This window comes from Siccibacter colletis (genome assembly GCF_025914095.1).
GTDB classification, from domain to species: domain Bacteria; phylum Pseudomonadota; class Gammaproteobacteria; order Enterobacterales; family Enterobacteriaceae; genus Siccibacter; species Siccibacter colletis.
The window spans coordinates 3,502,957-3,515,154 of record NZ_CP074352.1 but is presented as its reverse complement, the minus strand read 5'-3'; the positions used below and the strand labels follow the sequence as shown (position 1 = coordinate 3,515,154).

Here is a 12,198-nt window from a genome sequence, read left to right as displayed (position 1 = left end):
TTGCAACCTTTCGTAACGCGCACTCCGCTGTTGCGATGACTTCGTGTTAATCTTAACGTGTTTACGTTTCGGGCACGTCAGAACAAGTTCTGGGTCGCGAATTCGCTGGATGAGCCAATCTTTGCGACGTTTTCAACGACTCAAGAGAATAAATGACGTTTAAGCCTTGAAACAAGCGATTTTCCTGCAAAAAGACTCGTTTTCACAGGCGTAATTAATGTGATAATCATAAGATATCTGGTCCGGGAGACGCTCAAGAGCCAACTGGCAATCCTTTTTATCCTGCTGCTGATCTTCTTCTGTCAGAAGCTGGTAAGGATTCTTGGGGCCGCTGTTGACGGCGATATCCCGACAAATCTGGTGCTTTCCCTGCTCGGTCTGGGTGTGCCTGAGATGGCGCAGCTGATCCTGCCATTAAGCCTGTTCCTCGGCCTGCTCATGACCCTCGGCAAACTTTATACCGAGAGTGAGATCACCGTCATGCATGCCTGCGGGTTGAGCAAAGCGGTGCTGGTTAAAGCGGCGATGATCCTCGCGCTGTTCACCAGTATTGTTGCGGCGGTAAATGTGATGTGGGCTGGCCCCTGGTCGTCTCGTCATCAGGATGAAGTGCTGGCCGAAGCGAAAGCTAACCCCGGCATGGCGGCGCTGGCCCAGGGCCAGTTCCAGCAGGCCACCGACGGCAACGCGGTGCTGTTCATCGAAAGCGTTAACGGCAGCCAGTTCAACGACGTGTTCCTCGCGCAGCTGCGCCCGAAAGGCAGCGCCCGTCCTTCCGTGGTGGTGGCCGACTCCGGCGCGCTGAGCCTGCGCGCTGACGGTTCGCAGGTGGTGACCCTCAACAAGGGCACGCGTTTCGAAGGCACCGCGATGCTGCGCGACTTCCGTATTACCGATTTCCAGGATTACCAGGCGATTGTCGGCCACCAGACCGTGGCGCTCGACCCTGACGACAGCGCGCAGATGAACATGCGCACCCTGCTGAGCAATGACTCTCCTGGCGCGCGCGCCGAGCTGCACTGGCGTCTGACGCTGGTGTTCGCCGTAATCGTGATGGCGCTGATGGTAGTGCCGCTGTCGGTGGTCAACCCGCGTCAGGGCCGCGTACTCTCAATGCTGCCGGCGATGCTGCTTTATCTGGTGTTCTTCCTGCTGCAGACCTCGCTGCGCTCCAATGGCGCGAAGGGCAAGCTGGACCCGCTGATCTGGATGTGGCTGGTGAACCTGCTTTATCTGGCGCTGGCGGTGGGCCTCAACCTGTGGGATACCGTGCCCATGCGTAAACTGCGTGCCCGATTCGCACGTCAAGGAGCGGTGTGATGCCTGGTTTTGGTGTACTTGACCGCTATATCGGTAAAACGATTTTCAACACCATCATGATGACGCTGTTCATGCTGGTGTCGCTCTCCGGGATCATTAAGTTTGTTGATCAGCTGAAGAAGGCCGGGCAGGGTGACTACAGCGCACTTGGCGCGGGTATGTATACCCTGCTGAGTGCGCCGAAAGACATCCAGATCTTCTTCCCGATGGCGGCGCTGCTGGGTGCGCTGCTCGGGCTGGGGATGCTGGCCCAGCGCAGCGAGCTGGTGGTGATGCAGGCTTCCGGCTTCACCCGCCTGCAGGTAGCGCTGGCAGTGATGAAAACCGCTATTCCGCTGGTGCTGCTGACAATGGCCATCGGCGAGTGGGTCGCCCCTCAGGGCGAACAGATGGCGCGTAACTACCGGGCGCAGATGATGTACGGCGGCTCGCTGCTCTCCACTCAGCAAGGGCTGTGGGCGAAAGACGGTAACAACTTCGTCTATATCGAGCGCGTGAAGGGTGATAACGAGCTGGGCGGTATCAGTATCTATAGCTTCAACGACGAGCGTCGCCTGCAGTCGGTGCGCTACGCGGCCTCCGCGAAGTTTGATGCCGGGCAGAAAGCCTGGCGTCTGTCGCAGGTGGATGAATCCAACCTGCAAAATCCGCAGCAGATCACCGGCACCCAGACCGTGACCGGTACCTGGAAAACCAACCTCACGCCGGACAAGCTCGGCGTAGTGGCGCTGGACCCGGATGCGCTGTCGATTACCGGCCTGCGTGATTACGTGACCTACCTGAAGTCCAGCGGCCAGGACCCAGGGCGCTACCAGCTCAACATGTGGAGCAAAATCTTCCAGCCGCTCTCCGTGGCGGTGATGATGCTGATGGCGCTGTCGTTCATCTTCGGCCCGCTGCGCAGCGTACCGATGGGCGTGCGCGTGGTCACCGGCATCAGCTGCGGCTTCGTGTTCTACGTGCTGGACCAGATTTTTGGCCCGCTGAGCCTGGTGTATAACATCCCGCCCATCATCGGCGCGCTGCTGCCAAGTGCCACCTTCTTCCTCATCAGTCTGTGGCTGATGATGCGACGAAATTGATAGTGCAGTGATGGACGTAAAAGAGAGGCGATGGCCTCTCTTTTTTTGCCTGAAGGGTGAGGGGGGGCTGGGTTTGTAGGGTGGGTAAACGAAGTGCACCCACCGTTTGTGGCGTGGGGGCTATGTGATTGCGGCAAAGGTTCCGTTCACCAGAGCACCGCACTTACATGGGAACGCTGCTGCACGTGAACGGGTGAAGGGGGCTCGCCGCCACCCCCTTCACTATCCCGGCTCCCGGCCAACAAAACCGGCCCGTTGGGCTGCCCTTGCCTCCGGCGTTTCGCTTCCGGTCGGGCGCGATACCCCATCCCGGGGCTCGCGCCTTCTGGCGGTTCCCGACCGCCAGCCCGGACTCAACGCCTGCGGCGCGGCGGTTTTGATGCCGGATGGGGCCACGCCTCGGCTTATGGGTTCATGGTGGGTGCGCGTTGCTTACCCACCCTACCGGTTTCAGGACGGGCGTTGTACCCACCGTTTACCGTGCAGCCATTTCCAGTAGTTGTAGGGTGGGTAAGCGCAGCGCACCCACCGTTTACCGCAGACTCACCGTTTACCACCTACCATTTACCACTCACCCATTTTCAGCAAAATCTGCCTTTTCTCCGCGGGACGACACAGGGACTATGCTGTGTACTACGTTTCAAAAAATAGTGGGAAGCTATGTCCAGATTTTTCTATAACGAGCGCACCCGCCTCGTCGACGATGCCCTTGAAGGCATCATTCTTAGCAGCCGTTTCGGCAACCTGACAAAACTCGATATCGACCCGGCCATTCGCGTCGTGGCGCGCAGCGACTGGGATAAAAGCAAAGTCGCGGTGATCTCCGGCGGTGGCTCGGGCCACGAACCGGCGCACGCTGGTTTTGTCGGGAAAGGGATGCTCACCGCTGCGGTATGCGGTGACCTGTTCGCCTCGCCGAGCGTGGACGCGGTACTGAACGCCATTGTCGCCGTCACCGGCGATCGCGGCTGCCTGCTGGTGGTGAAAAACTACACCGGCGACCGCCTTAACTTCGGCCTCGCAGCGGAGAAAGCCAAGCGCTACGGCCTGAAGGTTGAGATGGTCATCGTCGGCGACGACATCGCCCTGTCGGACAACAAACAGCCGCGCGGCATCGCCGGGACAGCGCTGGTGCACAAGATTGCCGGCTACGCCGCCGAACAGGGGAAATCCCTCAGCGAAGTGCGCGATATGGCGCAGAAGGCGTGCGATAACCTCTGGAGCCTTGGCCTCGCGATGCAGACCTGCAACCTGCCGGGCAGCGACGAAGAGAGCCGCATCAAACCGGGCCAGGTGGAACTGGGCCTCGGCATCCACGGCGAACCGGGCGCTAGCGTGGTCGCCAGCCACAACAGCCGCGAGCTGGTCGCCACCCTGGTGGAACAGCTCCAGCAGCAGGCAGGCCCGGACGCGCGCCTGGCGGTGCTGATCAACAACCTCGGCGGCACTTCGGCGCTGGAGATGGCCCTGCTCACCAGAGAGCTGGCGCACTCGGCGCTGCGCGAGCAGATCGACTACCTCGTCGGCCCGGCCCCGCTGGTCAGCGCCCTTGATATGAAAGGCTTCTCGCTCAGCGCCCTGCGCCTGAACGACGAGTTTATCGCCGCGCTCACCGCCCCGGTGGAGACCAGCGGCTGGCAGCCTGCAGTAGCGTTCGCGCCGATGAAAACCCAGAAGCAGAACATGGTGCACGACAGCGTCGAGTATCACGCCTCGGAGAATGCGCAGGTGCAGACCACCCTCGCTATCGCCACCACCACGCTTATCGAGCTGGAGAACCGCCTCAACGCGCTGGATGCTAAAGTGGGCGACGGTGATACCGGCTCGACCTTCGCCAAAGGCGCGCAGGACATCGCCCTGCTGCTGGTGAACAAGGAGCTGCCGCTCAACAACACCGGGCAGCTGTTACAGCTGATTGGCGAGCGGCTGGCAACGGTGATGGGCGGCTCCAGCGGCGTGCTGATGTCGATCTTCTTCACCGCTGCGGGCCAGCGCGTCGCCGAGGGCGATGCCCTGCCGCAGGCGCTGCAGGTCGGCCTGCAACAGATGAAGCGTTACGGCGGGGCCGATCTCGGCGATCGTACCCTGATCGACGCCCTGCAACCGGCGCTGGAAGCCCTGGCGCAGGGCGGGATTCAGGCTGCTGCTACGGCCGCACAGAAGGGGGCCGACAGCACCGCGCAGATGCAGAAGGCCGGTGCAGGACGTTCGTCCTACATCAACAGCCAGAACCTCGACGGCGTAACCGATCCGGGCGCGATGGCGGTGGCGGAAGTGCTGACCGCGCTGGCGAAGTGACAGCGCGCATCCTTCCGGGCGAGTAAGCGCCCACAAAAAAGGCTCCTCACGGAGCCTTTATTATTTCAGCGCGGGATTAAAAATCCGCTTTCAGCACCACGCGGTAGCGGGCTTTGCCGTCACGCACGTGCTGGATCGCCTCGTTGATGCGCGACATCGGGAACTCCTCGGTCTGCGGCGCCACTTTGGCACGACCAGCCAGCTTCATCAGCGTGCGCAGCTCGTGCGGTGACCCGGTAGAGGAGCCAGCGATGCTGCGGTCCCCGGCAATCAGCGAGAACGCCGGCACTTCGAACGGCTTCATTACTGCGCCAACGGTGTGGAAGTTACCGCCATACGCCAGCGCCTGGAAGTACGGCATCCAGTCCAGCGACACGTTCACGGTGTTGATGATGAGATCGAACTGGCCCGCCAGCGCTTTCAGAGCTTCCGGATCGCGGCTGTTCACCACGCGATCGGCACCCATGTCGAGGATTTCCTGCTCTTTGGACGGGTTAGAGCTGAACGCTGTTACTTCGCAACCCATCGCGCGCAGCAGTTTGATGGCGATATGCCCCAGACCGCCGATACCGATTACGCCCACCCTGCTGGTGGCGGTGACATGGTGCATCAGCAGCGGTTTGAACACCGTAATGCCGCCGCACAGCAGCGGACCGGCGGACGCCGCGTCGATGGATTCCGGCAGCGGGATGGCCCACTGCCAGTTAGCGCGGATCTTATCCGCAAAGCCGCCGCGGTTGATGATGGTCGGCACGCTGCCTTCCACGCAATTCACCTGGCTGCCGCTGATACAGGCATCGCAGTGCCCGCAGCTGTCTGCGGTCCAGCCGATACCGACGCGCTGACCTACTTTCAGGCCTTTATCCTGCGCGCTGCTGCCGAGCGCATGTACGCGGCCAATCACCTCGTGACCCGCAACCAGCGGATACTGCGAGAAGCCCCATTCGTTGTCGATCATCGACAGGTCCGAGTGGCAGATACCGCAGTACTCTACCTGGATTTCAACGTCTTCCGGCTTCAGTTCGCCCGCGTCGTATTCATACAGCTCAAGCTCGGCACCGGCCTGCGGCGCGGCGTAACTTTTGATTTTCGACATCACAGTTTCCTTTTTGGTGGCTCTGACATGCAGTGTAGAACATGCCACACCTGAAAGCGGGTTGCGATTGGTGCGGTGGGGGAAGGGGTGAAGACGTTTGCAGGCCAGCAGAGCAAGGGAATCAGCGCAGCGCTGAAATTTTCAGCATTCAACGGGACTTAGCCACCGCGCAGCTTGCAAGGTGGCCGCTGACAGGTATAATCCACAACGTTTCCGCATCCCCTTCAGTGCCGAAGTGGCGAAATCGGTAGACGCAGTTGATTCAAAATCAACCGTAGAAATACGTGCCGGTTCGAGTCCGGCCTTCGGCACCATCGGAACATCAATAGACGTCAACGGACGTCTTTTTTGTGCCTGAAATCCAGTATCCGCAAGGCTTTCCTCGCTTTTTCACTCAACCTAAGTCAACCTGATTCAATCTACATCAACTTACTGATGCGGGTACAACTGCGGGTATATCCCGGTTCGATAATGTTTGTACCCACACAGAACCCTTGAAAGGATACTCATCATGGCTCTGAGTGATGTGAAGGTTCGTTCGGCTAAACCTGAAGCAAAAGCCTATAAGCTTACTGACGGTGAAGGCATGGTGTTGCTGGTTCACCCTAACGGTTCCAAATACTGGCGGCTGCGTTATCGTTTTGGCGGTAAAGAGAAGATGCTGGCGCTTGGGAAATACCCTGAAGTGTCGCTGGCGGATGCCCGAGCACGCCGGGATGAAGCCCGTAAGCTGTTAGCTAATGGCGTCGATCCCAGTGAAAACAAGAAAGCCGTTAAGGTAGAGCAGGAGCAAGAGGCGATAACGTTTGAAGTGGTTGCCAGAGACTGGCATGCCAGCAATCAAAAGTGGTCTGCATCGCATAGCGCTCGTGTATTGAAAAGTCTGGAGGATAATCTCTTTGCTGCCATCGGTAAGCGGAACATTGCAGAACTGAAAACGCGAGACCTACTTGTTCCCATCAAAGCCGTAGAGTCATCAGGGCGTCTCGAAGTCGCCGCCCGTTTACAGCAGCGGACTACCGCTATTATGCGCTTTGCTGTGCAGAGTGGCTTAATCGACTATAACCCCGCGCAAGAGATTGTCGGTGCGGTTGCTACGGCGAAAAGAAAGCACCGTGCGGCTCTGGAGCTTAACCGTATACCTGAATTACTTCACCGCATTGATCACTACTCTGGCAGAACGTTAACCCGACTTGCTGTCGAACTTACCTTGTTAGTCTTTATCCGCTCGAGCGAACTGCGATTTGCCCGTTGGTCAGAAGTAGATTTTGAAACGGCCATGTGGACGATCCCCGGTGAGCGTGAAGCGCTGGACGGTGTTAAACATTCACAGCGTGGTTCTAAGATGCGGACGCCCCATCTTGTTCCCTTATCGCGGCAGGCTCTAGCCATTCTGGAAAAGATCAAAAGCATGAATGGGAATCGAGAGCTGATTTTCGTAGGCGATCACGATCCGCGTAAGCCGATGAGTGAGAACACAGTGAATAAGGCGCTGAGAGTGATGGGTTATGACACGAAAACGGAGGTCTGTGGGCATGGATTCAGGACGATGGCTTGTAGCTCATTGATTGAATCGGGTTTGTGGTCGAGAGATGCGGTGGAAAGGCAGATGAGCCATCAAGAGCGTAGCTCTGTGCGTGCGGCTTACATTCATAAGGCGGAGCATCTGGGGGAGCGAAGGCTGATGGTGCAGTGGTGGGCGGATTATCTTGATGCGAATCGTGATAAGGGGGTGAGTCCGTTTGATTACTCTAAAGACAAAAAACGATAGCAATGATTTGTTATAAGTTCCTGCAGTCCAAAATATCACTAATTGGCATATGACCTCACTGGAACCTATGTCGGGTATCTATGCCCGACATGTATCCTGAATTTAAACATGTTGAATATGCATGTCTTCCTGTCCATACGTTCAATGTTTTCCCAACTAAAGTAATTTAATTTCATCTTGAATTTTTTTTATTTTTTTCGCATTTTGGGATACGATTTGCATCGTTAAGCACAACGATAAGGACCATTATGATCCGTTGCCATCTTGCTCGGCTCATGGGCGAACATAAGATGCGAATAGCCGATGTTGTCAGGGAAACTGGCCTGAGTCGCAACACTATCACTTTGCTTTACAAAGAGACTGCTCAGAAGGTTGACCTGGATACCTTAGAAAGGCTTTGCGTGCTTTTTGACTGTGGAATACACGATTTACTGCAAAAGGTTCCTGCTTCGCAGAATCGTACAGAGAAAAATTAATGACACTGATTAACCTAAAGGATCTCGAGGCCCATCTTTGGCATGCAGCCCATATTATCACTGGGCCTATTGATGCGTCAGATTACAAAACGTACATATTCCCAATCCTATTCTTCAAACGCATTTGTGATGTATATGACGAAGAATTTGCCGATGCGATTGAGAAGGTTGGGGATGCAGAACTTGCCAAGGGGAAGATGTTTCACCGCATTCAGATACCGGAGAATTGCCACTGGCGCGATGTTTTCGCTGAGACCAAAGACATTGGCCAGGCCTTAAAAGACTCCTTCCGTGGTATAGAACTGGCAAACCCTAAACTGCATGGCATTTTTGGCGATGCCAGTTGGACCAATAAAGAACGCCTTTCAGATGAGTTACTGGCTACGCTACTTAATCACTTCAATAAGGTGAATCTGGGTGTTGCAAGTGTCCGTGATGATGTCATGGGCCGTGCATATGAGTATCTAATCAAACGTTTTGCAGACAAAGCTAACAAAAAAGCTGGTGAGTTCTACACCCCACGTACAATAGTTCGTTTGATGGTTAACATTCTCGATCCCAAAGCGGGTGAGAGTGTCTACGATCCCGCCTGTGGTACTGGTGGTATGTTGCTCGAGACTATTCACCATGTAAAAGAAAACGGTGGCGATCCGCGCTTGCTAAAAATTAAAGGTCAGGAAAAAAACCTGACTACCGAAGCCATCGCGCGAATGAACCTGTTCCTGCACGGTCAGGAGGATTTCGATATTGTTCGCGGGGATACGCTCCGTGAACCTAAGTTTTTACAAAGCGATCGTTTAGAAACCTTCGACTGCGTTGTTGCCAACCCACCATTTAGCTTGAAGGAATGGGGATACGATCTGTGGTCGAACGATCCCTATGGTCGTAAGCAATATGGTCTGGCGCCTAAAACAAATGGTGATTTTGCCTGGGTGCAGCATATGTTTGCCTCACTTAACGACAATGGACGTATGGCAGTCGTGTTACCTCATGGTGTGCTGTTTCGTGGTGGAGCTGAGGGGGGAATACGAACCAAATTGCTGCAAGAAAATCGCATCGTAGCGATTATTGGTGTCGCTTCCAACCTGTTCTATGGGACTGGGATTCCTGCGTGTATCTTGGTGCTGCGCAAATCACGCCCGGCAACGCATGAAGATCATGTATTGATCATTAATGCTGAAGAAATCTATACCAAGGGGCGCGCGCAGAATACGCTGTCCAACAAGCAGGCCGATGACATTTACCAAATCTATCATGACCAGGCGCAACAGGGGCCAGATGCAAAAGAAATCGAAGGCGTTGCACGCTGGGTACCTCTGAAGGAGATTGAAGAAAATGACTTCAATCTAAATATTGCTCGTTATGTGCAAAAGCCACTCGAAGAAGAAACCATCACTGTGGAAGAGGCGCTCAAGGATTTTCAACGGAAGCTGGCTGAACTGGAAAAAGCAGAAGAGGAGCTGGAAACCCTGCTTATCAAAGAAGGGTTCGAGGTATGAGTACCATGAGTAATAAAAAACTGGAAGAGCTGCTCTGGGGAGCTGCTGAGTTTCTTCGCGGCCAAATCGACGCATCAGACTACAAGCAGTATGTCTTCCCATTGCTGTTTTACAAACGCCTGTCAGATGTCTATCTGGAAGAATATAACGAAGCGCTGGAACTCCATGAAGGCGATGCTGAATACGCAGCCATGCCGATGTTTCATCGTTTCAACATCCCCTCTGAGGCAGCTTGGGAAAAGGTCCGCAATACTAGTAAAAACATTGGTGAAGCGATTCAGAATGCGCTTCGACTGATTGAAGCCAATAACCCGCGTTTACATGGCGTCTTCGGTGATGCGCAGTGGACCAATAAAGAGCGCCTGCCCGATCATCTGCTGGCTGATCTGATTGAGCATTTCAGTAAAATTCCGCTCGGTATTAAATCTGTCGCCCAAGATGATCTTGGTGAAGCTTACGAATACCTGATTAAAAAGTTCGCTGATGATTCCGGCCATACGGCAGCAGAGTTTTATACCAATCGAACAGTCGTGCATTTAATGACGCGCATTATGGGCTTAAAACCGGGTGAAACTGCCTATGATCCGACGTGCGGCACTGGAGGGATGTTGCTAAATGCAGTGATGGATCTTCGTGCAAGAGGGGAAGAATGGCGCTCTGTGCACCTTTATGGCCAGGAAGTGAACCTGCTGACTTCAGCTATTGCTCGTATGAATATGTTCCTGCACGATATTGAAGAATTTGATGTGCTACGTGGTGACACTCTGGCTGAGCCTAAGTTTATTGAAAACGATCGGCTCAAGCAGTTTGATGTAATTTTTGCCAACCCGCCATATTCCATCAAAAAATGGAATCGTGACAAGTTTGCAGTCGATCCTTATGGACGTAATTTCTATGGCGTACCGCCCCAAGGATGCGCTGATTATGCTTTTTACACCCATATCATCAAAAGTTTGAAACCCGATACCGGTCGCGCTGCCATGCTCTGGCCACACGGTGTTCTGTTCCGCGATTCTGAGCAAGCCATTCGTAAACAGGTGATAAAATCCGACATCATAGAAGCGGTGATTGGTTTGGGACCAAATCTGTTTTACAACTCGCCGATGGAGTCTTGCGTGGTGGTGCTTAACAGGAATAAGCCAGCTGAACGCAAAAACAAAGTTTTGTTTATCAACGGGGTTGAGTATGTCACTCGTGAACGTGCCCATAGCCGTTTATCCTATGAGAATTTAACGGTGCTATGTGAGGCTTACTTTACACCTGAAAAGCAAAGCAATATCACCGCGTTGATTGATATCGACGTTATAAAAGAGAATCTCTATAACATGTCAATTCCACTATATGTGCAAGCACAAAGTAACGCAGAAGCACATAACATTGAACATGTAATTGAGGCGTGGAAAGTAAGTCGCACTCAGCTAAAAAAACAAACTAATAAATTATTCCAAAGCCTTGCAGCGCTTGGATATAACCTTGAAAGCAAGGTGGAGCAGTAAATGGTTGAACAAAAATTACCTGAAGGCTGGCAGATGGTGAAGTTTGGTGATATCGCGAAACATATCTCCAAACGTATAGAACCGAGCGAGACAGACCTTGATATTTATGTTGGTTTGGAGCACTTAGACCCTGATAGCCTGAAGATCAAACGTCATGGCACACCCAGCGACGTTGAAGGGCAAAAGCTTTTAGTGAAAAAAGGCCAGATTATTTTTGGTAAGCGTCGTGCTTATCAACGTAAGGTTGCTGTAGCTGATTGGGATTGTATTTGTTCGGCTCATGCCATGGTGCTGGAAGCCAATTCAGCAAAGGTTATTCCTGAGTTTTTGCCATTTTTTATGCAGTCTGATGTATTTATGAATCGTGCAGTGGCGATTTCTGAAGGTTCATTATCTCCAACAATTAAGTGGAAAATTCTTGCACAGCAAGAGTTTCTTATCCCACCTACTGATAAGCAAGAAACTTACGTATCTATTCTAAAGAAGATATCTTCAGTGGTGGCGAGCTCAGAACGTGCTTTGGCACAGGCAAATTTGCTACATGATGTGTTAGGTATAAAGAGTTATAGCACTACGAAAAAACTAACTACCCTGGATAGCTTGTGTATAAAAATTCAGGATGGAACACATTTTTCACCCCAAAACATCGGTTCATCAGGTGACTATCAGTATGTAACATCCAAAAACATTCGTATGGGTAAAATGGAGTTTTTAGAAAAGGAGTACATTTCACAAGAAGAACACAAAAAAATATATACCAGATGTGATGTTAGAAAAGGAGATATTTTACTTACAAAAGATGGAGCTAATACAGGTAATGTATGCCTAAATGAACTCGATAGTGAAATTAGCTTACTCTCTAGTGTCGCCTTTTTAAGGGTGGATCCTAATAAAGCAGATTGTAACTATGTTTATCACTGGCTAATGTTGAGAACTACACAAAGAGATATCTCATCACAAATGGCTGGGAATGCGATTACTAGACTTACATTGAAAAAAATAAAATCAATGATGATTCCAGACCTTTGCCTAAACGAGCAAAAGCGAATAGGTGATCTTCTATCTAGAAGTCACGCATTAATCCAAATATTTAACAACAAAATTGAACATCTAAAGAGATTGAATAGAGCAATCTTGGCAGCTGAAGAAAATTAATGAGA

General features: G+C 52.9%; 9 protein-coding genes and 1 tRNA gene. 9 read left to right on the top strand and 1 reads right to left on the bottom strand.

The genetic code is table 11. The annotated features are described in order from the left end of the window. Window positions 1–219: 219 nt before the first annotated feature. The 3 genes from lptF (at window position 220) to KFZ77_RS16840 (ending at window position 4,700) form a co-directional block, all read left to right on the top strand. Window positions 220–1,320: an LPS export ABC transporter permease LptF gene (lptF, locus tag KFZ77_RS16850; RefSeq protein WP_264384857.1), complete on the top strand. Its 1,101-nt coding sequence runs from the start codon at window positions 220–222 to the stop codon at window positions 1,318–1,320. Continuing rightward, on the top strand, window positions 1,320–2,402 hold the full coding sequence (gene lptG, locus KFZ77_RS16845; protein ID WP_031519492.1) for an LPS export ABC transporter permease LptG: 1,083 nt from the start codon (window positions 1,320–1,322) through the stop codon (window positions 2,400–2,402). Before lptF ends, lptG begins: the two co-directional genes overlap by 1 nt. 660 nt (window positions 2,403–3,062) lie before the next feature. Then, entirely contained in the window at window positions 3,063–4,700 is a 1,638-nt protein-coding gene (locus KFZ77_RS16840; RefSeq protein WP_264384856.1) for a dihydroxyacetone kinase subunit DhaK, read from the top strand. Window positions 4,701–4,776: 76 nt separating this feature from the next. Here KFZ77_RS16840 and ahr read toward each other — a convergent pair whose 3' ends face one another. Then, window positions 4,777–5,796, bottom strand: a complete 1,020-nt coding sequence (gene ahr / locus KFZ77_RS16835) for an NADPH-dependent aldehyde reductase Ahr (RefSeq protein ID WP_264384855.1) — start codon at window positions 5,794–5,796, stop codon at window positions 4,777–4,779. 229 nt (window positions 5,797–6,025) lie between these two features. On the opposite strand from ahr, the gene KFZ77_RS16830 reads away from it, so the two are divergent. The 6 genes from KFZ77_RS16830 (at window position 6,026) to KFZ77_RS16805 (ending at window position 12,193) form a co-directional block, all read left to right on the top strand. Next, window positions 6,026–6,110, top strand: a tRNA-Leu gene (locus tag KFZ77_RS16830). A gap of 197 nt (window positions 6,111–6,307) precedes the next feature. Continuing rightward, a complete protein-coding gene (locus tag KFZ77_RS16825; RefSeq protein ID WP_264384854.1) occupies window positions 6,308–7,567 on the top strand; it encodes a tyrosine-type recombinase/integrase in 1,260 nt (419 codons plus the stop codon). A gap of 248 nt (window positions 7,568–7,815) precedes the next feature. Further along, window positions 7,816–8,043: a helix-turn-helix domain-containing protein gene (locus tag KFZ77_RS16820; protein ID WP_264384853.1), complete on the top strand. Its 228-nt coding sequence runs from the start codon at window positions 7,816–7,818 to the stop codon at window positions 8,041–8,043. Beyond that, window positions 8,043–9,542, top strand: a complete 1,500-nt coding sequence (locus tag KFZ77_RS16815) for a type I restriction-modification system subunit M (protein WP_264384852.1) — start codon at window positions 8,043–8,045, stop codon at window positions 9,540–9,542. The genes KFZ77_RS16820 and KFZ77_RS16815 overlap by 1 nt, the downstream gene beginning before the upstream one ends. 5 nt (window positions 9,543–9,547) lie before the next feature. Further along, window positions 9,548–11,038: a type I restriction-modification system subunit M gene (locus KFZ77_RS16810; RefSeq protein ID WP_264384851.1), complete on the top strand. Its 1,491-nt coding sequence runs from the start codon at window positions 9,548–9,550 to the stop codon at window positions 11,036–11,038. Continuing rightward, on the top strand, window positions 11,039–12,193 hold the full coding sequence (locus KFZ77_RS16805; protein ID WP_264384850.1) for a restriction endonuclease subunit S: 1,155 nt from the start codon (window positions 11,039–11,041) through the stop codon (window positions 12,191–12,193). Window positions 12,194–12,198 lie beyond the last annotated feature (5 nt).